Here is a 21,456-nt window from a genome sequence, read left to right on the forward strand (position 1 = left end):
ACGTGATCGATCCGAAGGTGTCCGGGAACCTCTCCCGGATGGCGTTCGGCCATGCCACCTCGCAGATCATCTACGCGGCCGTCCGGCTCGGGGTGCCGGAGGCACTCGTTGACGGGCCGCTGGCGGCAGGCGAGCTGGCCCGGGCGGTCGACTGCGACCCGGACGGGCTGACCAGGCTGGTCCGGGCCCTGACGGTGCTGGGACTGCTCGACGAGGCCGCGCCGGGCCGCTTCGCCCTGGCCGAGCCGGGCCGCCTGCTGTGCGCCGGCCACCCGCGGTCGATCCGCGCCAGCGTGCTGCTGCTGGGCGACCCGGTGACGTGGCGGGCCTGGGGCGCGCTGACCGAGGGCGTACGGACCGGCGGCGCGGCCTTCGACCAGGCCCACGGCCGACCGCTGTTCGACCACCTGGCCGACGACCCCGAACTGTCGGACCTCTTCAACGCCGCCATGGGCGAGGGCACCGGGTGGACCGCCCGGGAGGTGCCCCGGGCGTACGACTTCACGGGCGCCCGCACCGTGGTCGACATCGGCGGCGGGAACGGCACCCTGCTGGCGGCCGTGCTCCGGGCCGCCCCCGACGCCCGGGGGGTCCTGTTCGACAGCGCCCAGGGGTCGGCGGCCGCCGCCGAGACCTTCCGGGGAGCCGGGCTCGCCCCGGACCGCTGGTCGATCGAAGCGGGCGACTTCTTCCAGGCGGTGCCGCGGGGCGACGTGCTGCTGGTGAAGGGCATCCTGCACGACTGGGACGACGAGCGCTGCGTCGCGCTGCTGCGCAACTGCCGGAAGGCGATCGCCCCGGACGGACGCCTGCTGGTGGTGGAGCCCGTCCTGCCCGACCGGCTGGACGCCCAGGAGGCCGCCGGCGTCGTCATGAGCGACATCGCGATGCTGGTCTACACCGGGGGCCGGGAGCGCGGCCGGGACGAGTTCCGGGCGCTGCTCGCCGACGGCGGTTTCCGACTCCTCGACGTCACCCGGCGGTTGGCGGCCACGCCGGTCCGGATCCTGGTCGCGGCCCCGGACTGACCGGGGCCGGCCGTCCGGCCGGCCGGGAGCGGCCGGGTGGAGCGGTGCGGCGGAGCAGTGTGGCGGAGCGGGCCGGCTGGACGAACCAGCCGGCCCGTCACGCCAGGTGCTCGGCGAGGAAGCGTTCCACCGCCGCGTAGTAGGTCTCGCGGTTGCCGGGCCTGGCCAGCCCGTGGCCCTCGTCGGGGAACAGCAGGTACTCGTGCGGCAGCCCCTTGGCGGCCAGCGCCGCGACGATCTGCTCCGCCTCCTCCCGGGGCACCCGGACGTCGTTGGCCCCCTGGGCCACCAGGACGGGGACCGCGATGTCGTCGACCCGCGACAGCGGCGACCGCGCCCACAGCATGTCGCGCTCGGTCTCCGGGTCCCCGACGTTGGCGGTCATGAACGCCCGTAGCGGGGTCCGGTACGGCGCCCCGGCCGCCAGCATCGTCAGCAGGTTCGACGGCGCGCACAGCGCTATCGCGCAGGTGAAGACGGAGGGGGTGAAGGCCGCGCCGACGAGCGCCGCGTACCCGCCGTACGAACAGCCCATGATCGCGACCCGGGAGGCGTCGATGCCGCCGTCCGCGACCAGGTGGTCGACCGCGTCGAGCAGGTCGGTGTGCATCGCGGCGCCCCACTGCTTGGCGCCCAGGTTCCGGAACCGCTTGCCGTAGCCCGTCGAGCCCCGGTAGTTGACCTGGACGCACGCGTAGCCGCGGTTGGCCAGCAGCTGCGCCTCCTCGTCGAAGGCGAAGGTGTGCCGGGCCCAGGGCCCGCCGTGCACGTTCACCACCGCCGGCAGGTTCCGGCGTTCGGCGCCCGGCGGCCAGGTCACGTAGCCGTGCACGGCGACCCCGTCGCGCGCGGTGAACGCGAAGGGTTCCATCCGGGCGAGCCGGTACCGCTCGAGCTCCGGCTGGTGGCTGAAGAGGTAGCGCAGTCGGCCGTCCGCGCGGTCGTGGAGGTAGTAGAGGACCGGACCGGCGCCGGTCACCACCGAGACCGTCCACAGCCGGTCGGAGCGGTCGCCGCGGTCGACGTAGACCTCGCCGTCGATCCCCTGGAGCGCGAGTTCGCCGCGGATCCGGCCGAGGTCCTTGCCGAACTCCTCGTCGAGGTACACCCACGTGTCGCGGTCCTTGGCGAACAGCACCGCCTGCGGGGTGTGCCGGAGCGGGTCCGGCTCGACCTGCTTGACGTCGTGGACGGGATCCTCGGCGAGCACGGTGCGCCGCCCGGTCGCGAGGTCGACGGCGAACAGTCGGCTGCTGTTGGCCCCGATGGAGGACAGCAGGTAGCAGGTGGCGCCGTCCCGCGCGAAGCCGAGGACCCGCGTGCCCATGACGTCCTCGTAGGGCACGTCGAGCCAGGGCTCGGCACCGTCCGGACCGTCCGGCGGGTCCAGGTACAGGGCCGCGCCGCCGTCGGGCTTCATCGCCGAGCCGCCGCGCACCCGCAGGTCGGTGTCCACGATCCAGCTCAGGTACCCGGGGTTCTCCGCGACCTTGGTGAGCCGCGCCGTCACCAGGTCCAGCCGGTAGACGTCGTGCAGGTCGGGCCGGTCCTTGTTCAGTCCGATCAGCATCGTGGTCGGATGCCACCGGTTGTGGGCCAGCACCCGCGCCTGGACGCCCTCGAAGGGGGTGGCACAGCGTTCCTCGCCGGTGACGAGGTCGAGGAGGTACAGCCGCCAGCTCTCGTCGCCGTTCTCGTCCCGCAGGTGGAACAGCGTGCGGTCGTCGTGGCAGAGCCCGTAGGTCCGGATGCCGCGCCCGCGGTCCCGGGTCAGCACGGTCGCCTCGTCCGGACGGTCCACCGGGGCCGTCCAGACGTTCATCACACCGTCGTCCGGGGCGAGGAACAGCAGCCTGGTCCCGTCCGGTGAGATCCGCGGCAGCAGGTGCGAGGGGTTGCCGAACAGGACGGAGTGCGGGATCAGCGGTACGGATTCAACGGATTCAGCCGTCACGGCTCACCCCCGGGGTAGCTGGCTGGCGTGGGCGCCCGGAGAGCCACCACTGGGAGAGCCCCGGGTACTGCGCGACCGCCTCGTCGGTGTCGCGCGGAGGGTTCGGGTCGGCGGACGGCCCGTGCAGGAGGGGCGGGTTGACGCCCCGGGGGGAGGGGACCAGCGTCTGGGCCCGGAAGAGCGCCGTCATCAGCGCCGGGTTGCCGAGCACGGCCCGGGACATCCCGGCCCTCGCCCGGGGCCCGGGGGCGGATTCGGCCCGCGGCCGGTCCTGGTCGGTCGCCATCCGCCACGCCCGCTCGGCCACCTCGGCCATGGCGACCTGGAGTTCGGGCAGGACGGACGGGTCGGCGCCGCGCCGCGCCAGCTCGCGGCCCAGGCGCACGGCGCTGAGCAGGGCGATCGACATCCCGTGCGAGTAGACCGGGTTCATCGCCGCCAGGGCGTCGCCGAGGACCAGGAAGCCGTCGGGCCGGGGGCCCCGTTCGAAGTACCTCCTGCGGTTGGCGGTGGCCCGGAACGGCCGGACTCCGCCGAGGGGTTCGGCGGCGGCCGTCAGCTCCGCCACGATCGGCGAGCCGAGCGCCCGGGCGCCGTCGGTGAATCCGCGTTCGTCGGTGGGCGGCGGTGCGGCGCGGGTGCCGGTCAGGGTGACGGTCCACCGGCCACCTTCGATGGGGAACAGCGTCGCGCCGTACCCGGGCCCGCCGTCCGCCGGGCGCGGGTGCACCATGATCGCCGGGAGGTCGGCGGTGAGGTCCGCGGGAGCCCGGTAGATCCGCGTGGAGTACGCGAGCCCCGGGTCGACGGTCTCCTCCTCGACGCCGGTCCCACCGAGCGCGGCCAGCCACTCGCCCGCCCGCGAGCGCCGGCCCGTCGTGTCCACCACGAGGTCGGCCCGCAGGGTCTCGCCGGAGCCGTCCTCCCGGCCGACCACGACTCCGGTCACCCGCGAGGCGTCCCCGACGAGGCGCAGCGCACGGGTGCGCTCGCGCACCGACACCGCGCCGCCGGCCAGGGCCCGGCTCCGGATGACGTGGTCCATGAGCCAGCGGCTGCACGAGACCAGGAAGGCGCCGGTGTCGTGGCGGCGGAACCAGCCTCCCGCGGTCAGGATCAGCGCGTCGCCCGGGAGCCCGCGCCGGTGCGCGCCCGCGGCGAGGAGCGCCTCCAGGGTGCCCGGCAGCACCGCGTCCAGGGCCTGGGCGCCCGCGGTCACCAGCACATGGCTGTGGAAGGCCTGCGGCAGCCCCGAGCGGACGCCCGGGCCCGCCGGATAGCGGCCGCCCTCGACCACGGTGACCTCGTCCACGTGCTCGGAGAGCACCTTGGCCACCAGGATGCCCGCGAAACCCCCGCCGAGGACGACCGCCCGCGTCACGGCCGCGCGGCCGGCGCGGCTCCGGTCTCCTGGAGCAGACCGGCCTCGACCATCGAGCTGATGAACGAGTCCACCTCGGTGCGGATGCGCTGCCCCAGCGCGGCGTTGTGACCGGCGAACAGCAGGGACAGCCGCTCGACGACCTCCTCCCGCTCGCCGGCGCTCTCCACCAGGGCCCAGATCTGGGCGGCGGTCGCGTTCAGGGTCCGGAAGTCACCGGACTCGGTGTGGTAGAGCGAGATCCCGCCCGCGCTCTCCTGCCAGATGACCGCATCACTGATGTGCAGGGACAACGCCCGACCTCCTGTTGACCGGCATGATGGGAATGAGCTCACCGACTGTGATCGCGGGCTTGGGCGTGGGGACGTAGGTCTTCCACTGCTCGTGCACGGGGTGCACCTCGCCGGTGGCGACCAGCCGGGGAACCGTCATGTCGAGGCTCTTCTCGGCGAGTTCCGCCCGGGTGACCCCGGCCTCCTGCCACAGCTGCGTCGTGACGCCGTGCCGCAGGATCCGGCACAGGTGCCGACTGTTGCGCCGGACGTCCCCGGACTCCGCCATGTGCGACGCCCGGCACCCGCCGCCGCAGTTCGCCTTGATGTAGCACTTCTCGCAGTCGGCGTGGAACTCCCCGCCGAAGACCGTGCTGCGGCGCATGGCCGACAGCACCGGACTGGCGAAGACCTCCGACAGCCGCTGCCGTCGGACGTTGCCCGCGTGCTGTTCCTTGCCCGTGACGAGTTTGCACGGGTACACGTCGCCCAGGGAGTTGATGTAGATCTCGTTGCCGCCCATGCCGCAGTTGCCCTTGACCGAGCACGGCGTCACCGGCCGCGGCCCGTCCGGCAGGAGCTTTCCGGCCACCGGCGAGGTCCAGACGAGCTGCTGCACCCGCAGGTGGTCCTGCCAACCGAAGTCGTAGTCGTCGCCGACGCCCCGGCCCAGGTCGTTGTGGTTCATCAGGCGGATGCTGTGGATCTCGATCCCGTCGAGGAAGGACGCGAAGTCCTCCAGCTCGTCGATGTTGTCCGAGGTGACGATGTGGTTGATGGCCGGCGCCACGCCGGCGTCGTTGAGCAGCCGGATCGCCTTGTGGGTCCGGGCGAACGCACCCTTGCCGCGGGTGCGGTCGTGGGTCTCGGCGGTGCCTCCGTCGAGGCTGACCGTGACCGCGTCGAAGAGCTCGGCGAAGCGCTGCGCCGTCGCCGCCGTCCGGATCATCGTCGCGTTGGTGATGATGTTCGACTTCAGGCCACTGCGGTTGGCGTGCTCGACGACCTGGAACAGGTCCTTGCGGAGCATCGGCTCGCCGCCGGTGAAGACGAGGGTCCGGGCGCCGAGGTCGGCGATCTGCGAGACCAGGTCGAGCGATTCGGCGGTGTCGAGCTCGCCCGGGAGGCACTTCTCGGACGACGCGTAGCAGTAGGGGCAGCGGAGGTTGCAGCCGTCGGTGATGGCGTAGTACACGACGTTCAGCGGGGCCTCGGCGACCTTCACCGCGGGCCGGTTGCCGTTGTAGTAGACGATCCAGTTCAGGATGAGCCTGGCCAGGACGCGTTCCGTCTCGTCGCTCGGCTCCAGTGCCCGTTCCCCTCCGGCCCGTTCACCGGCCAGGGCTTCGAGGACGCTGAACTCGCGTCGGTCGAGGACACATCGGGCACCCACTTCCGGGTTGACCACGAGGTATTCCTCGTCATGCACGAAGTACGTCAGGTCCGCCGGCACGTCGAACAACGACAGGTTCCGGACCAGATGCCCTCGCATCCCGCCTCCCATCCGGGCTGGCACACGCGCGACCCGACGAGCCTGGCCGTCGGGCCGCGCCTGTGGACTGTCAGGACTACTTCTGCGCCTGGCCGGCGCCGGACCACGCACCGCACGCACACAGCATCGCGGCGTCGAAGCCCTCCTGGGAGGACTCCGGCGCGGCCCACTCCTGGGAGTGCGCCACCACGTCGGGCAGAACGGCCATGAGGCGGGTCTTGGTCGAGATGAGGACCCGGGTCTCCTCGGGGGTCAGGCTGGCGTAGAACTCTTCGAGCTCGGGCGCCATCGTTCCGCCGAGGATCCCGGCCTCACGAAGGGCCTCCAGGGAGTTGAAGGTCATTGCTCCACCTTTCGCTGTCTCGGGCTATCTGAGCTGGGCTACCACCGAGACTGCTGCGTGGCGGACTTGTGAAACAACCCCACGATTGTGGGTTGCCGTGTTGCCTGCGGGCAGATAGTACGCACGTCGTGTGAAGCCCCGTCAATGGGTCCGGAGGCGGCGCCACCCCGGCGGCGGGCCTCGTCGTGGGTGTTGACGATCACGGTCGGGCTGCGGTCTCATCTCTACTCAGAGTTGAGCTGACATGACTTCAAATCCGCTGCTCGCAGCGGAAATCGATGGACATGCCAGCCTGACGGTCCCGTCGGACAACCCGAGAGGTGCGATGAGACCCACCGACCGCGACACCGTGCACGTATCACTCCTGCCGGACTTCGTCTGCCGCATGGACGGGCGAGTCGTCGACCTCAGCGACATCCAGCAGCGGCTCGTCGCGGCCGTGGTGCTCGACGACCGGCCGGTGGGACGCAACGACCTCGCCGCGCGACTGTGGCCCGACATCCCGCCCGTCCGGGCCACCGCACGACTGCGCCAGACCCTCTGGCGGCTGAACCAGGTGACGGTCCGGGAGCTGTTACGGACCTCGCACACCACCGTAGCCCTGGCCGAACACGTCGAGGTGGACTACCGGACGGCGGCCGGGCTGGCCTCGGCGGCGTCCCGAACGGACGGGGAGCCGATCCTGGGCGGCGACCGGCTGCCGCAGGCGTGGAGCATGCTGCGGCACCCGCTGCTGTACGGCTGGGACGACGAATGGCTCGTACCGTTCCAGGGGAAGTGGGAACTGCAACGCGTCCAGGCGTTGGAGAACCTCGCCGAGACGTTCCTGCAGCGGCGCCTGCACTCCGCGGTGCTCGAACTCGCCGACGCCGCCGCCCAGGCCGACCCGCTGCGCGAGGGGCCACGGCGGATAGCCGTCCAATCCTGCCTGCACGTCGGCGAGGTCGCCGACGCGCACCGCCGGTACCGCCGCTACCGGGAGCTGCTGTCCTCGGAACTGGGCGTTGCGCCGAGCAGCGCCATCCCCCGGCTGCTGAAGCAGGACCGCGAACGCCAACTCGCCCTGGCCGGCGACTACTGACCGCGCCCCTCCCCCGCGTCGACCGCACGACCCCATCCCAGCCCGCTCTCCACAACGGCTAGTTCCGGCCCGGGGAGGCGCTGTTGGCGTCCCTCTCCGCGTGTCAGACCGCCGGCCAGTTGCGCAGCAGGGCGTCGAGGGCGTCCAGGATGCGCGACCAGGTGTCCTCGGTGGTGCGCGGGGTGTGCTGGAAGCTCCCCGCCCGCTCCAGGGCGACGTAGCCGTGGAAGGTGCTGCCGAGGAGGCGGACGGCGTCGGTCTCGTCGGGCTCCGCGAGGTCGTAGCCGCGCAGGATCGCACGAGTCATCTGGGAGTGCCGGACGGCCGCGCTGCCCAGCGCGGTCTCGTAGTCGAGTTCGAGCTGCGCCGCGGCGTAGCGGCCGGGGTGTTCGCGGGCGTAGTCGCGGTAGGCGTTGGCGAAGGCGGTCAGCGCGTCCTTGCCGGCCCGTCCGGCCAGGGCGGCGGCGACCCGGTCGGCGAGCTCCTCCAGCGCGAGCAGGGCGATCCTGGTCTTGAGGTCCTGGGAGTTCCTGACGTGCGAGTACAGGCTCGCGTCCTTGACGCCGAAGTGGCGCGCCAGCGCGGAGACCGTGACCTTGTCGAAGCCGACCTCGTCGGCCAGCTCCGCACCCGCCCGGGTGAGTCGTTCCGCGTTCAGCCCTACGCGTGCCATGCGCTTCCTCTCCGTCGCAGGAGGCCACTATACATTTGCCTAATACTCCTAGGTTATTTACTGTGCCTCCTATGAAGCCGTTGACCGAGCCAGAGATCCGCTCCGCCTTCGTGAACTGCACCAAGGGCGAGGCGAAGCGCCTGCACATCCCCCGCGACCTGACCGAACAGCCCTGGGGCGACCTGGACTTCCTCGGCTGGCGCGACCCGCAGGCCCCCGACCGCGCGTACCTCGCGGCCGAACTGGAGGGCCGTGTGGTGGCGGTCGCCCTGCACTCCTCCGGCGCCGCCGCCTGGCAGGCCCGCCGGAGCATCTGCTCACTCTGCGTGACTACCCATACCGGGGGCGTCTCACTGCTGGTCGCACCCCTCGCCGGGAAGGCCGGCAAGCAGGGCAACTCCGTCGGCGCGTACATGTGCAGCGACCTCGCCTGCTCGCTCTACGTGCGCGGCAAGCGCGAGGTGGGCGCCCGGCTCCACGAGTCGCTGACCACCGAGGAGAAGATCCGCCGCACGGTGTCCAACCTCGCGGCCTTCGTCGCCAAGGTCACCGCCTGACCCGTCCCGGGGCCTGGCCAGTGGACTTGTGCCGCAGGAGGGTCCTCGCCGTGATCGTGCCCGGCATTCGTTCGGGCCGGGCACGGGGGAGAGAAGCACATGGAGCCGTTGGCAGCCGGGGATCCGTCGACGGTCGGGCCGTACCGGCTGCTCGGGCGGTCGGGCGCCGGGAGCGGGGTGGGTCGGTCGACCCGGGCGAACCTCCACTGCTGGGCGGTCGAGTTGTCACAGGTGCGCTGGTCCAGTTGGACTCCGTCGGCGGTGGCCGAGCCGGGTACGTCGAGACACTTGTCACTGGCCACGGAGACGATCCGGAAGGTGCCCGAACCGGCCGGCTCGACCTTCCAGCTCTGGTTGTCGCCGCCCCAGCAGGACCACTGCTGGAGTGGAGCGCCGTCCGTGCCGACCTCGTCACCCGGCACGTCCAGGCACTCGCCTCCGGCCGTCGTCAGCGTGAACGTCCCGTCCCCGGCGTCGCTCAGCTGCCACTGCTGGGAGTCGCTGTCATTCGGCGCGTTCCGGACGACCGCGGCGCCGTCCTCCAGCGATGCGGACCTCACGTCAAGATCCTTGCCGTTGCCGGCGTTTGCCACCTTGTACAGGCCGTCTCCCAACCGACCCGACGGGCTGCAGTCGGCCTGGGCGGCGCCGGCCGCCACGCGAATCCCGCCGAGGAGCATGGCGCGGAAGGCGGGATCGGCGTAGGACTCCTTGCCGTGGCCCATCGCGGTGTACCAGGACCGGCCGCCCTGGAGCTCCTGGCACCAGGTGGTGGGGTGGTCGCCCATGCGGTCGGGGCCCGGATCGTAGCTGGACTCGTCGACGGAGGCGAGCACGTGGACGGTGTTCCGGGGGTTGGTGCGGAAGTTGTACCACTCGTCCAACCGGCTCCAGGTGGCGGGCAGGTGCGCGGTGCTGGGGTTGTCCCGGTCCTCGACGATCACCCGGGCCTGGTACTGCCCGTGGGGATGACTCTTGAAGTAGGCGCCGACGACCTGCCCGTAGAAGGGCCAGTTGAACTCGGTGTCGGAGGCGGAGTGGATGCCCGCGAAGCCGCCGCCGGTGCGGATGTAGCCCTCGAAGGCGGCCTTCTCGGTGTCGTTGAGGACGTCACCGCTGGTCAGGGCGAAGACGACGGCTTGGTAGTTGGCGAGGTTGGCGGGTGTGAAGACCGTGTCGTCCTCGGTGGCGTCGACCGCGAACCCGTTCGCGGCACCCAGGTCCTTGATGGCCTGGACGGCGGTGGGGATCGACTCGTGCCGGTAGGCGCCGGTCTTGGAGAAGACAAGCACCTTGAACGCGGGCCGGGGGGCGGGCTCCGCCACAGCGGAGCCCGCGGGCGTGATGAGGGCGAGCGCTGCGCCCAGGCCCAGCATCGGCCGGCGTAATGCGAGGCGGGACATTCGGACTCCTCGGGAGGGCTCCGGAGCCTCCGGGCGGGTGGGCTCCGGGGAGAGACGGATCAACTGAGCCTGGCGGACTTCCACTTCCGGGCGGGAGCGCCGTCGCAGGTGTACTGGTCCGGCTGGACCTCGGTGCCGGGCGAACTGCCGGGAACGTCCAGGCACTTGCCGCCGGCCACCGACACTACCCGGGAGGTGTCCGAGCCGACCGGCCCCACCTTCCACTTCTGACCACTTCTGGTTGTCACCGCCCCGGCAGGACCACTGACCGCAGGAGGTCGTTGCCCGCCGGAAGGACCGGGACCTCGCACCGCGCGTCGCCCGAATCGAGTGTCGGGCACGTTGGTTCGGCTACCGATCAACAGCGGAGGCAGAGGCACCGAGGCCGTCCTCGGCGTCCTCCCGATCCGATGACCCGGACGAGAAGGACACCCACAACACGGTCGCCAACCTGCGCGCCCGGCAGAACGCCTGACCGCCCAGCAGGACGCCTGGCCAAAGAGAACGGCCGTGCCCGGAGCCCCGTATGACAACGGGGCTCCGGGCACGGCGGCACCGGGCCTCGATGACGGCGGGTCAGGCGCTGGTGCCCACCCGCGTGGCGTCGTCGCCCATGGAGTCGACCCCGCTTCCCCGGGGGCGGGTCGCCGTCACGGCCCGCCGGATCCACCACCCCGTGACGAAGACGGCCAGGCCGCCGATCAGGCCGGCGCACGCGCCCTTCGCCGCGTCGGACAGCACCCCTTCGATCACCACGCCCAGCGGCTGCCCGGCCGTCACCGCCTCCGGGCCGGCGAGCCACCACCAGGCGTGGGCGACGGCGCCGCTGACGGTGACCAGGGCCGTCGCGAGGAGGACCCGGCGCCGCGCTGCGCTGCCGGCCCCGGCCGGCCGGGAGGCCGGCGTGGCGGCGATGCGCGGTTCCGTCACCCGAGCGCGATCGCCACCCGGTCGAGGGAGCCGGTCTTGGCCTGGTCCAGGAGGTCCTGGAACTGGTCCACGCTCAGCTGGATCTGCTGGCCGAAGTCGTCGGTGATGCGGATCCGGCGCTCCTGCGGCGCGTCGGGGTCGACGAACACCTGCGGGCAGCCGCAGTTGCAGTTTCCGCAGAACCTCGCCACCGGCTCCTGCACGGACTCGGACACGGGACACCTCCGTTGCTTCGCGGCGGGCACCGGGCCCCGCCGACGTCACTCCCCAGGGCTGTACCCGCTCGTTCGGCCGCACTCACCCTTTGCAGCGGATCGATCACCGAAAGTGTCGGGTCGGGGGCGACGCGGGCGAGCCCGGCCGGCGGGAGCGCTCGCTGCGGGCGACCGTCGGTGGCCTGGCCACAGGACAGGGGACTGCACGTCCGTTGAGTCTGTTCACCCTCCTGCGCGGCGGGGTGAACGGGGAATCGCGGTCCGCCGCGATACGCTTCGTGCCCGGCGAGGGCCGGTGGCGGCTGCCGCGGCGGACGTTGTTGCGACACGTGGTGATCAGGCGCGGTCCGCCATTCGCACCGGCCGGATGACCGGAGCGGGAACGCCGTCCGGTCACGGCCGTCAGCGCTCCCCCTGATCACCCACGCGTGCTCCGTCCGCACGGGCGCACGTGCGCCTCCGACCTGGAGACCACACAGCCATGAACCAGTCCCTGAAGAAGCGTCTTGCCGCCGCCTGCGCCCTGGCCGCCGCGACCGTACTCGTCGTGGCCGCGCCGGTATCGGCGCACATCATCGTGCAGCCGAACAGCGTGCCCAAGAACGCGACCGACCAGACCTTCGCGTTCCGCGTGCCCAACGAGGACGACAAGAACAGCACGGTGAAGGTCGAGATCGACTTCCCCACCGACCACCCGATCCCGGCCGTCAAGGTCGCGCCGGTGCCGGGCTGGGGCGACAGCATCCAGACCACCAAGCTCACCACCCCCATCCACACCGACGACGGCGACATCACCGACGCCGTCTCCCAGGTCGTGTGGACCGGCGGCCAGATCACCCCCGGCCACTTCCAGGACTTCACCATCAACCTCGGCGCGCTGCCCGACGGCACGGACAAGGTCGTCTTCAAGACCCTGCAGACCTACAGCAACGGCACCGTGGTGCGCTGGATCGAGGAACCCCAGGACGGCCAGCCCGAGCCGAAGAACCCGGCACCGGTCCTCAAACTGACCGCCACCGCCGCCTCCGCCGCCGCCACCGGCGACCCCGGCGACCCAGGCGCCGCAGGCCCGGCGCCGACCACCGCGTCGGCCGCCCCCAACGCCACCACGGCGAAGGCGAGCAGCTCCGACTCGACGGCCCGCACGCTGGGCGTCGCGGGCATCGTGGTCGGCATCGTCGGCACGGTGTCGGGCTTCCTCCTCGGCCGTCGCGGCCGCGGCGCCGGCGGCTCGGGCACCTCCGCGTAACCACGCCCACCGCGGGGAGCCGGCGCGGTCGGTGCAGGAAGCCTCCCGCACCGACCGCGCGTCTCAGCGGCGACGGACGGCGGTGCGCAGATCAGCGCTGTCGGGCATCCACCACGCGCCTGGCGCTTGAAGGTTCAAGTCACAACGGAGCAGCGAGGGCACGCGCCCCCTCCGACGGGCTCAGACCAGGCCGAGCTGGGCGGCGATGACCGTGCCGGACGGGTAGCAGTCGAAGCGCTTGATCCTGCCGTCGACCAGCTCGAACACGTCGCAGCACGGGGCGTCCATCCTGCGGCCGGTGGGCGGGACGGTGCCGGAGGGCAGTTCCAGCGGGCCGAGGTGGGTACCCTGCAGGCGCAGCTGCACCACCACGATGTCGCCGGTGACATAGAAGCGCTCCAGCTCGCGGTGCATGTCGGGGAAGGCCTTCGCGTAGACCTCGACCGTCCTGCCGAGCTCCTCGGGGCCCCGGTAGGTGAGCGGCAGGGACATGTCGGTGAAGGTGCCGTCCTCGGTGAACGCCGCGATCCAGCCGGCGACGTCCTGCTCCTCGGCGACCTGGTAGGCGGCACGGATGGCCTTCTCGTTGTCGTGCGACATCTCGACTCTCCTGGTCCGTCGGCGGCGACCGCCGCATGCCTTCGGGTTGCACGTTCACTTTAACCTTCAAGTCGCACCTGGGCGCAAGAGGCTTGTCGGCACCACTGTTCCGTGCGGCTCCGGGCGATCAGTGACCGTTGACGACGTCAGTCGCCGGCTTCAGCAGGCCGGTAGCGGATCGTCGATCCTCCATTGACGAGCCGTCGATCTCATGTTGATCCCCATCCCCTGGAATGGTCGGCATGAGGTCGACGACTAGGGAGCCGACGTGGCTCTGATTCAGGGGAACGAGCGGGCGACGCTGGCCCAGGCCGCACTGTACTTCGCGGACGAGAAGACCGAAGCGGCCGGGGCCTTCAACCTCGCGGTGCGGGTGGAGGTCCGGGGCAGGATCGCGGCGGCGGATCTGGCCGCCGCCTGCCGGCGGCTGGTGGCGGCGACGCCGGCCCTTCAGGTGCGGATGGGCATCGACACCTGGACCGGGGAGATCGTCTACGGCTTCTCGGACGAGGAGCCGGAGATCGAGATCCTCGCCGAGCCGGTGGACGAGGCCGAGGCCTTCATCGCGGCGAGGACCATGCGGCCGTTCGAGGTGGACGGCGGTCCGCTGGTGCGGTTCCTCGTACTGCCGGTGGCCCCCGCGCACACGGTGGTGATTCTGATCGTCCACCATCTGATCTACGACTGGATCAGCCACCGCCTCCTTGCCGAGCGACTGAGCGGCTCCATCGCCGGTGCCGCCGCGGCACCGGATTCACCGGATACGCCGGACGAGTACGTCCGCCTGGTCCGCCGGGTTCGCGCGGCCGAGGAGTCCGCGCTCACCGAGGACCGCGACTACTGGTACGACCGGATCCCGCCGTCGGCGATGGTCGTCCCGTTCCCGCGCGAGGGCGCCTCCGACACCGTGATGCGGCGGATCATCACCGCGGATCCGACCGCGGCGGCGGGCATCGGCGCGTGTGCCGGTTCCGCCGGCGTCAGCGTCTTCAAGCTGGTCTCGGCGGCGGTGCACCACGCCCTGCCGGTGCCGGACAGCGGCGTGACCGTGCTCGGCGGGGCCGCGTCCCAGCGGCTCGGCGCGGAGTCCGCGATCGTGGGCTGCTTCATCAACGAGGTGCCGCTGTCGGCGAGTCGGAAGGCCGGCGAGACGGTCGTCGACCTGGTTCGGCGGGAGCACCCGGGATGGTCCGCCGATCTGCGGCGGCGCCACTACTCCTTCGCCGAACTGGCCGCGCACGTGCGCCGTGGCGGCGGTGCGGTGGAGGCGCTGAACCAGGTGATGATCTCCTACCGCCGCCAGCAGCAGTCCGTCGAGCACGCCGGTGCGGGCGTGACCTGCACGGCGGAGCTCGACGTCCCCAACTTCGCGGCCAAGACCCCGCTGTCGGTGCGCTTCTTCGAGGACGGCGCCCGCCTCGGCTGCGAGGTGCAGTGGAGCGGGCACCTGTCGGCGCGGTCCGGCGAGCAGTACACGGACCGCCTGGCCGAGTCGCTCACGCAGTGCGCCGGAACCGCGGTTCGGATCGAGGAGAGCTCTTGAACGGGACGAATGGAGAAACCGGGATGGACGGGACGGGCGAGAACGGTGCCGAGCACCTGATACCCCTCGGTGACACCGGGTGGCAGGTGTGGCGGGACGTGGAGCTGCGCTCGGCCGGGTTCCCGTCGGCCATCGTCGAGCCGCTGGCCGACGACGAGCTGCTGGCGGCCGTGGCCGCCGAGAACGGCGAGGGTCCGCCGTCGGACGCGCTGGCCCGGGAGTACGACCGTGCCGTCACACGGATGGAGACGGCGCTGCGCACGGCGGCGGCGGACCCGATGCTCCGCGAGGCGGTCGCGTGGCAGAACCCCGCCATGCTGAGCGGCTGCGTGGACAAGGTCGCCGCCCGGTCCAAGGCCCAGCCCGCCCGGCAGCGCCGACGGGAGCTCAAGGTCGCCACGTACCTCCAGCGCTACGGCTTGAAGAACGAGACGATCGGCTTCTTCGGGCCGCACTGCTGGGGTCGGTGGTCCGAGGACACGACCGGGATGGTGGTCCGGCCCGGTGAGCGGCTGCTGCGCCGACGCCAGGTGTACTTCGAGCACTGGGCCGTCGAAGCGGTGGCCCGGGCGCTCGCCGCCGATCCGCGGGTGCGGGTGTCCCTCAAGCCGCGCCGTTCGGAGGCCGACGCCCTCCTGGGGGGCGACAGCGACGGCACCGGGATCGGCATCCGCAGGCCGCGCGGCCCGGTGCGCAGGCTCACCGCCGCGGAGGCCGAGGTCTTCGCGCTGTGCGACGGGGCCACCACGATCCTCGAGATCGAGCGGTCCGTCCCCGGCTACGCCGGGCGGACCGGCGAGAGCGTGCTGACGGTCGTCGACCGGCTCAGCGCCGAGGACCTGCTGGTGTGCGAACTTCCCCTGTCCACAGGAGAGTTCCGCGAGCAGGAGCTCCGCGGCGCGCTCCTGACCGTGGACGACGCGGCGGCCCGCGAGCAGGCGCTCGGTCTGCTGGACGAGGTGCTCGCCGCCCGCGAGGCCGTGAGCGAGGCGGCCGGCGACGCCGACTCGGTGTTCAAGGCCATGGAACGGCTGGACGAGGTCTTCGAGCGGGTGACCGGGCAGGACCCGGCACGCCGGGCGGGGCAGGCCTACGGCGGTCGGCGCGTGGTGTACGAAGACACGCTCCGCGACACCGAGGTGGCGCTGGGGGCGGATCTGCTCGGACAGCTCGCCGCCCCGCTGGGCCTGCTGCTCGACAGCGCGCGCTGGTTCGTCGGCCAGGTGGGCGACGGGTACCGCCGGCGCCTGACGCAGGTGTACGAGCGGCTCCGCGCGGGCTCCGTGGACGGCGAGGTGTCGCTGAACGCCGTTCTCAACGCGATGACGCCTGATCTGGCCTACTCGTTCCAGGACCTCGCGCCGCCGGTCGCGGCGGTCGTCCCGGAGCTCCAGCGGCGCTGGGCCGAGATCCTGGCGGTCCCGGACGGCGTCCGCCGCCACCACGTGTCCGCCGCCGACCTGGCCGCCCGGGTACGCGAGCTGTTCCCGGCCTGCGAGCCACCGTGGTCGTCCGCGGTCCACCAGTGCCCCGACATCATGATCACCGCCCGCGACCCCCGGGCGATCGCCGCCGGCGACTACGAGTTCGTGCTCGGCGAGCTGCATCTGGCGATCAACACCCAGGACAGCCCGGCCGGGATCGCGCAGTTCCCGGAGCCCGAGCGCTTCGCCGCGATGGACGCGGCCGACCGCCGGACGCCGCGCGTGCTCCCGCTGCCCGCGCGGGAGTCCCCGGCCGTCAACTCCCGTACGTATCCCCCGGTGCTGGTCGGCCCGCAGGACCTGGTGTGGACCATGCACGCCCGCAACACCGGGACGACCGACATCGGAACGACCGGTACCGGGCCGGCCGGCCCCGGGACGACGCGCCGGGTCGTCCCCGGCGCGGCCACGACCGTGCACCGCGACGGCGAGCGACTGGTCGTCAAGTCCCCCGACACGCCGGACCTGGACCTCCTGGAGGTGCTGGGCGAGTACCTCTCCGGCGCCGCGATGAACGGCTTCAAGCCGCTGCCGTCGGCCGCGCACCGCCCCCGCGTCACCATCGACCGGCTGGTGGTCTCCCGCGAGTCCTGGAGCATCGGCGTCAGCGACCTGGCCTGGGTGCGGCGTTCCGACCGCGTCGAGCGGCACCGGGCCGCGGTGCGCTGGCGCGACGCGGTGGGGCTGCCACAGCGCGCCTTCTACCGGGTCGCCGTGGAGACCAAGCCGATCTACGTCGACTTCAGCAGCATCGCGCTGGTGGAGCTGCTCGCCGCCGCCGTCCGGAGCGCGGCCGCCGACGATCCCGCGTCCCGGGTCTCCTTCTCCGAGATGCTGCCCGACCTGCCCGGCCACTGGCTCCGGGACGGCGCGGGCGCGGCCTACGCGTCCGAGTTGCGGCTCGTCGCGATCGACCGGGCCCGCGCGTAACTCCCCGCCGGCGACGGCGCCGTACCACTCGACACCATCACCCTGACCCAAGGAGCACGACTCATGAGCACCGCATCGGACCTGACCTCCGACAACCCCGCCGCCGAGGAGTTCGCGCCGCGCGTCACGGAGGTCTTCCAGGAGATCCTCGGCGGCGACGCCCCCGTGCGCGGCGACAGCGACTTCTTCGAGCTCGGCGGGAACTCCATCCTCGGCGCACGACTGGTCGCCCGGCTGCGCCAGGTCTTCGACGTCAAGGTGACGATCCGCGACGTCTTCCGGGCCCGGACGGTCGACGGCGTGGCCGAGGCCGTGGCCGTGCGAAGCGCCCGGGGCTAGGGCGCGACCGGACACGGGAGGCGGACACGCACATGACCTCAGCACCGCAGGGGTGGGACCGACTCACCCGGAGCCGCCAGGGCGCCCTGGTCCTGGCCGTCGACTTCGACGGGAGCACCCGCCAGGAGGCCACCTTCCGGGACCTGGCCCGGCTGCTGCCCGATCAGCTGGACGTGTGGCACGCGGTGCCGCCGACGGCGGACGCCGAGCACGCCGACGAGTACCTGGCCTGGTGGTTGGAGAGCCTTCCGCGCCCTGGCGAGCACGTGTCGGCGGTCCTCGGCTACTGCGCCGGCGGCGTGTACGCGGCGGCGCTGGCCGACGCGATCGAGCTCCGGCAGGAGGTCCGGCCCGAGGTCGTCCTGTTCAACCCGGGAGCGCCGAACACGACGACCCTCAGCCGCGACCTGTTCGGCGCGCTGGGGTCGATGACCGTGCTCGCCGAGGACGAGCAGCAGCGGTTCCGGCGCCGCGCCGAGCGGATCGTCGAGCAGCACACCGGCGGATTCGCCGCCCTCGCCGAGGAGTTCGCCACCGTCTACGTCGATGCCTCCCGGGTCGCGTTCGAGCGGTGGGGCATCGAGGGCGAGGTCGGCGATGAACTCATGGGGCTGTTCCGGGCCTATACGCGCTACCTGTCGGCGGCGCGCCGACTGGAGCGCCGGCCGCGGTGGGCGGACGCGCTGTCCCTCAACTCGGCCGATCACGTAGGCGGTTTCACACGTCGTGAGACCTCGTTCGACAGCAGCCGCGCCGATCTGCTGCGCAGCCCGGCCGTCGCCGCCGCCGTCACGGCGGCGCTCACGGTGAGCAACTGAAAGGTGGCCATCACCATGTCATCCCGAATGCCGTCCCGACTCTCCACGAACGCGCCGCGAACGGTCCCCGAGTTGTTCGCCGAGCAGGTCCGTACGACTCCCGACGCGATCGCCGTCGTCCACGACGGCCGCGCATCGACCTACCGGCAACTCGACGACCGGGCGGCCCGGTTGGCCGGAGTGCTCGCCGACAAGGGGGTGGGGCCCGGTGCGCTCGTCGCCGTGATGCTCGACCGGTCGACCGACATCGTCACCGCGCTGCTCGCGGTGCTGAAGACCGGTGCCGGCTACGTGCCGATCGCCGTCGACGACCCGGCCGCGCGGATCGCGCACGTTCTCGCCGACTCCGCCGCGCCGATCGTGGTGGCGTCGGGCGAGGCCGCCCGCACCGCGCTCGCCGGTACGGACACCGGGGCCTGCGTCGTGCACCTGGGCTCCCCGGACACCGAGGCACTGCTGGACGCCCGCGATCCGGCCGGATCCGGGTACTCCGCGTTCTCGCCGTGCGCGGCACCGCCGCCGGAGGACGACGGCACCGCGTACGTGATCTACACGTCCGGCTCCACGGGCACGCCCAAGGGTGTGGTGATCGACCACGGGGCCCTGAACGTGTACCTCGACCACGCGCGCACCCACTACCCGGCCACGGCCGGCCGGACCCTGCTGCACTCCTCGGTCTCCTTCGACCTGGCCGTGACGAGCATCTTCCCACCGCTGATCGCCGGAGGCTCGGTCGAGGTCGTCGATCTGGTCTCGCTGGCCGAGGGCGCCGCCCTTCCACCGGGGTTCCGCAAGCCGAGCTTCCTCAAGGTGACCCCGTCGCACCTCGCGCTGCTGCGTCGACTGCCCGACGAGTGCTCGCCGAGCGAGCAGCTGGTGATCGGCGGCGAGGCCCTGCTCGGCGCCGCGCTCGAGGCGTGGCGGGAGGCCCACCCCGGGGTGGGCGTCGTCAACGAGTACGGCCCCACCGAGGCGACCGTCGGCTGCTGCGTGTACGTGGTCGAACCCGGCCGCCGCTCGGAGCCGGGAGCCGTGCCGATCGGGCGCGCCGTCGCGGGCACCCGGCTGTACGTGCTCGACGACGCCCGACGGCCCGTCCCCGACGGCGTGACCGGTGAACTGTTCATCGGCGGCGCCCAGTTGGCGCGCGGCTACCTGAACCGTCCGGCGCTCACCGCCGAGCGGTTCGTCGAGGACCCGTTCGGCGGGCCCGGAGCGAGGATGTACCGTACCGGCGACCTCGTCCGGACGCGGCCGGACGGCGAGCTCGAGTACCTGGGCCGGATCGACGACCAGGTGAAGGTCAACGGCTACCGGGTCGAGCTCGGCGAGATCGAGGCCGCGCTCGTCGGGTCCCCCCTGGTGGAAGCGGCCGCCGTGGCGCCGAACCCGGACGACGCCGGCCACACCCGGCTCACCGCCTACGTCGTCGGCAGGGCCGGAGCCGCCGTCGACGCCGTCGAGCTGCGCCGCCTCCTGGCGGAGACCCTGCCCCCGTACATGGTCCCGGCGGTCTTCGTCCCGCTGGCCGAACTCCCGCTCACCGCCAACGGGAAGCTCGACCGCGCGGCGCTGCCCGCACCGGAGGCGGCCGGGCCCGACCGGTCCGCGGCCGGGCCGACGACCCCGGAACAGGAACTGCTGTGCCGGGTCATCGGGGAGACCGTCGGCGCCGAGGAGGTCGGCATCGACGACGACTTCCTCGCGCTGGGCGGCACGAGCATCGCCGCCGCCCGCGTGGTCACCCGCGCCCGCAAGGCCGGACTGCGGATCTCCCTGATGGACGTGCTGCGCAGGCGCACCGTTCGGGACATCCTCGCCGGCTGACCGGCCCCGGACTCCGATCCCCGATCCCCGGTCTCCGGGCCTCCGTTCAAGGACAGGACTGTCAATGCCCCGCACCGAAGACAGCACGATCGGCGGCGTGCAGGCCGCCGTTCACGACAACGGCCACACCGCCGCACTGGTCTACGACCTCGCCACCGTCGAGGACCCCCTGGCGTGGGTCACCGCCCACCGGGAGCCGCTGCGCGCAGCGCTCCGCAGCCGCGGGTTCGTCCTGCTGCGCGGCACCTCACGCGATGTCGAGGCGTTCCACCAGGTGGTCAGCGCGGTGGGCGGCGACCTGCTCGAGTACACCGAGCGCTCCACTCCGCGCAGCGCGGTCAGCGGCAACATCTACACCTCCACCGAGTACCCCGCCGACCAGGCGATCCCGATGCACAACGAGAGCTCCTACTCGAGTCGTTGGCCGCAGTCGGTGTTCTTCTTCTGTCAGACCCCGCCCGCGACCGGCGGCGCCACCCCGATCGCCGACAGCCGGTCGGTGCTCGCCCAGCTGCCCGCGGATCTGCGCGAACGCTTCGCCGACGGCGTCGTCTACACCCGCACGTTCCGCGACGGACTCGGCCTGAGCTGGGAGGAGGCGTTCCAGACCGCCGACCGCGCGGCGGTCGAGCAGTACTGCACGGACCACGGCATCGAGTTCGAGTGGGTCGAGGACGGGCTGCGCACCCGGCACCGCCGCCCGGCCACCGCCCGGGCCGCGCACACCGGCGAGGAGGTCTGGTTCAACCAGGCCAACCTGTTCCACGTCTCGGGCCTGGAGCCGGAGGTGCGCGAAGCCCTGCTCGCGCTGTACGCGGAGGCCGACCTGCCCCGCAACGCCTACCTCGCGGACGGCGGTTCGATCCCCGACGAGGACCTGAGGACGATCGCGTCGGTCTACGACCGGGTCGCGCTGGCGCTGCCGTACCGGCAGGGCGACGTCCTGATGATCGACAACATGCTGATGGCGCACGGCCGTGAGCCGTACACCGGCGACCGCCGGATCCTCGTCGCGATGAGCTGACCGGCCGCGACACCCCCCGACACGACGTCACGACACCCCTCCGACCCGAACACCCGACACGAAGGAGAAAGCCATGGCCGACGGCCGTGAGGCGCAGTTCAAGGTAGTCGTCAACCACGAGGAGCAGTACTCGGTCTGGGCCGCGGACCGGCCCAATCCGGCCGGCTGGACCGACGAGGGCACGACGGGTTCGAAGCAGGACTGTGTCCAGCACATCGAACAGGTCTGGACGGACCTGCGGCCGCGCAGCCTGCGCGACCGGATGGCCGCCGCCGTGGACGCCTGAGCCCCGGCTTCTCAACGACGCTGATTG

Annotated in this window: 22 protein-coding genes; 11 read left to right on the forward strand and 11 right to left on the reverse strand. The window is 72.2% G+C overall.

Features of this window, described 5'->3' with window-relative positions; translation table 11 throughout:
• Positions 1 to 2: 2 nt before the first annotated feature.
• The gene (locus ACFVWU_RS22755) at positions 3 to 1,028 is read left to right on the forward strand and encodes a methyltransferase (protein WP_387623858.1); all 1,026 of its coding nucleotides are present in this window, start codon (positions 3 to 5) and stop codon (positions 1,026 to 1,028) included.
• Between the two features lie 97 nt (positions 1,029 to 1,125).
• Here the strand turns inward: ACFVWU_RS22755 and ACFVWU_RS22760 are convergent, their stop codons facing one another.
• The 5 genes from ACFVWU_RS22760 to ACFVWU_RS22780 all read right to left on the reverse strand — a co-directional run bounded on the left by ACFVWU_RS22760 (position 1,126) and on the right by ACFVWU_RS22780 (position 6,470).
• Positions 1,126 to 2,982: a S9 family peptidase gene (locus tag ACFVWU_RS22760; protein WP_387623860.1), complete on the reverse strand. Its 1,857-nt coding sequence runs from the start codon at positions 2,980 to 2,982 to the stop codon at positions 1,126 to 1,128.
• Entirely contained in the window at positions 2,972 to 4,363 is a 1,392-nt protein-coding gene (locus ACFVWU_RS22765) for an NAD(P)/FAD-dependent oxidoreductase (protein WP_387623863.1), read from the reverse strand. Before ACFVWU_RS22765 ends, ACFVWU_RS22760 begins: the two co-directional genes overlap by 11 nt.
• The gene (locus ACFVWU_RS22770) at positions 4,360 to 4,656 is read right to left on the reverse strand and encodes a PqqD family protein (RefSeq protein ID WP_387623865.1); all 297 of its coding nucleotides are present in this window, start codon (positions 4,654 to 4,656) and stop codon (positions 4,360 to 4,362) included. The genes ACFVWU_RS22765 and ACFVWU_RS22770 overlap by 4 nt, the downstream gene beginning before the upstream one ends.
• Positions 4,637 to 6,127: a StsB family radical SAM/SPASM domain sactipeptide maturase gene (gene stsB / locus ACFVWU_RS22775; protein ID WP_387623867.1), complete on the reverse strand. Its 1,491-nt coding sequence runs from the start codon at positions 6,125 to 6,127 to the stop codon at positions 4,637 to 4,639. Before stsB ends, ACFVWU_RS22770 begins: the two co-directional genes overlap by 20 nt.
• Positions 6,128 to 6,203: 76 nt before the next feature.
• On the reverse strand, positions 6,204 to 6,470 hold the full coding sequence (locus tag ACFVWU_RS22780; RefSeq protein ID WP_380615075.1) for a StsA-related sactipeptide RiPP: 267 nt from the start codon (positions 6,468 to 6,470) through the stop codon (positions 6,204 to 6,206).
• Between the two features lie 325 nt (positions 6,471 to 6,795).
• Here ACFVWU_RS22780 and ACFVWU_RS22785 point away from each other — a divergent pair, with 325 nt between their 5' ends.
• Positions 6,796 to 7,551: a BTAD domain-containing putative transcriptional regulator gene (locus ACFVWU_RS22785; RefSeq protein ID WP_387623870.1), complete on the forward strand. Its 756-nt coding sequence runs from the start codon at positions 6,796 to 6,798 to the stop codon at positions 7,549 to 7,551.
• 103 nt (positions 7,552 to 7,654) lie between these two features.
• Here ACFVWU_RS22785 and ACFVWU_RS22790 read toward each other — a convergent pair whose 3' ends face one another.
• The gene (locus ACFVWU_RS22790; protein WP_387623873.1) at positions 7,655 to 8,224 is read right to left on the reverse strand and encodes a TetR/AcrR family transcriptional regulator; all 570 of its coding nucleotides are present in this window, start codon (positions 8,222 to 8,224) and stop codon (positions 7,655 to 7,657) included.
• A gap of 71 nt (positions 8,225 to 8,295) precedes the next feature.
• Between ACFVWU_RS22790 and ACFVWU_RS22795 the strand changes: the two genes are divergently transcribed.
• A complete protein-coding gene (locus ACFVWU_RS22795) occupies positions 8,296 to 8,781 on the forward strand; it encodes an FBP domain-containing protein (RefSeq protein WP_387623875.1) in 486 nt (161 codons plus the stop codon).
• Here the strand turns inward: ACFVWU_RS22795 and ACFVWU_RS22800 are convergent.
• The 4 genes from ACFVWU_RS22800 to ACFVWU_RS22815 all read right to left on the reverse strand — a co-directional run bounded on the left by ACFVWU_RS22800 (position 8,664) and on the right by ACFVWU_RS22815 (position 11,329).
• A complete protein-coding gene (locus ACFVWU_RS22800; protein WP_387623877.1) occupies positions 8,664 to 10,184 on the reverse strand; it encodes a ThuA domain-containing protein in 1,521 nt (506 codons plus the stop codon). The two genes, ACFVWU_RS22795 and ACFVWU_RS22800, sit on opposite strands and share 118 nt — an antisense overlap.
• Before the next feature lie 59 nt (positions 10,185 to 10,243).
• On the reverse strand, positions 10,244 to 10,432 hold the full coding sequence (locus ACFVWU_RS22805; RefSeq protein ID WP_387623879.1) for an RICIN domain-containing protein: 189 nt from the start codon (positions 10,430 to 10,432) through the stop codon (positions 10,244 to 10,246).
• Between the two features lie 328 nt (positions 10,433 to 10,760).
• Positions 10,761 to 11,114: a hypothetical protein gene (locus ACFVWU_RS22810; RefSeq protein WP_387623882.1), complete on the reverse strand. Its 354-nt coding sequence runs from the start codon at positions 11,112 to 11,114 to the stop codon at positions 10,761 to 10,763.
• Positions 11,111 to 11,329, reverse strand: coding sequence for a hypothetical protein (locus ACFVWU_RS22815; RefSeq protein WP_387623884.1), 219 nt, complete (start codon positions 11,327 to 11,329; stop codon positions 11,111 to 11,113). Before ACFVWU_RS22815 ends, ACFVWU_RS22810 begins: the two co-directional genes overlap by 4 nt.
• A 481-nt stretch (positions 11,330 to 11,810) precedes the next feature.
• Between ACFVWU_RS22815 and ACFVWU_RS22820 the strand changes: the two genes are divergently transcribed.
• Positions 11,811 to 12,578 (forward strand): YcnI family protein, encoded by a 768-nt coding sequence (locus ACFVWU_RS22820; RefSeq protein ID WP_387623887.1) that lies wholly within the window; start codon positions 11,811 to 11,813, stop codon positions 12,576 to 12,578.
• Positions 12,579 to 12,758: 180 nt separating this feature from the next.
• Here the strand turns inward: ACFVWU_RS22820 and ACFVWU_RS22825 are convergent, their stop codons facing one another.
• Positions 12,759 to 13,178 (reverse strand): nuclear transport factor 2 family protein, encoded by a 420-nt coding sequence (locus ACFVWU_RS22825; RefSeq protein WP_387623890.1) that lies wholly within the window; start codon positions 13,176 to 13,178, stop codon positions 12,759 to 12,761.
• 268 nt (positions 13,179 to 13,446) lie between these two features.
• On the opposite strand from ACFVWU_RS22825, the gene ACFVWU_RS22830 reads away from it, so the two are divergent.
• From ACFVWU_RS22830 to ACFVWU_RS22860, 7 genes are all read left to right on the forward strand, one after another.
• Positions 13,447 to 14,721 (forward strand): condensation domain-containing protein, encoded by a 1,275-nt coding sequence (locus ACFVWU_RS22830; protein WP_387623892.1) that lies wholly within the window; start codon positions 13,447 to 13,449, stop codon positions 14,719 to 14,721.
• Positions 14,722 to 14,744: 23 nt separating this feature from the next.
• On the forward strand, positions 14,745 to 17,135 hold the full coding sequence (locus tag ACFVWU_RS22835) for a lantibiotic dehydratase (protein ID WP_387623895.1): 2,391 nt from the start codon (positions 14,745 to 14,747) through the stop codon (positions 17,133 to 17,135).
• 63 nt (positions 17,136 to 17,198) lie between these two features.
• On the forward strand, positions 17,199 to 17,474 hold the full coding sequence (locus ACFVWU_RS22840; RefSeq protein WP_380616188.1) for a phosphopantetheine-binding protein: 276 nt from the start codon (positions 17,199 to 17,201) through the stop codon (positions 17,472 to 17,474).
• 32 nt (positions 17,475 to 17,506) lie between these two features.
• Positions 17,507 to 18,292: a hypothetical protein gene (locus ACFVWU_RS22845; protein ID WP_387623898.1), complete on the forward strand. Its 786-nt coding sequence runs from the start codon at positions 17,507 to 17,509 to the stop codon at positions 18,290 to 18,292.
• A 15-nt stretch (positions 18,293 to 18,307) separates the two neighbouring features.
• The gene (locus ACFVWU_RS22850; RefSeq protein WP_387623901.1) at positions 18,308 to 20,119 is read left to right on the forward strand and encodes an amino acid adenylation domain-containing protein; all 1,812 of its coding nucleotides are present in this window, start codon (positions 18,308 to 18,310) and stop codon (positions 20,117 to 20,119) included.
• Positions 20,120 to 20,183: 64 nt separating this feature from the next.
• Entirely contained in the window at positions 20,184 to 21,143 is a 960-nt protein-coding gene (locus tag ACFVWU_RS22855) for a TauD/TfdA family dioxygenase (protein ID WP_387623903.1), read from the forward strand.
• A gap of 73 nt (positions 21,144 to 21,216) precedes the next feature.
• On the forward strand, positions 21,217 to 21,429 hold the full coding sequence (locus ACFVWU_RS22860) for an MbtH family protein (RefSeq protein ID WP_387623905.1): 213 nt from the start codon (positions 21,217 to 21,219) through the stop codon (positions 21,427 to 21,429).
• Positions 21,430 to 21,456: the final 27 nt, after the last annotated feature.

Source organism: Kitasatospora sp. NPDC058190, from assembly GCF_042883685.1.
Classification (GTDB): Bacteria; Actinomycetota; Actinomycetes; order Streptomycetales; family Streptomycetaceae; genus Kitasatospora.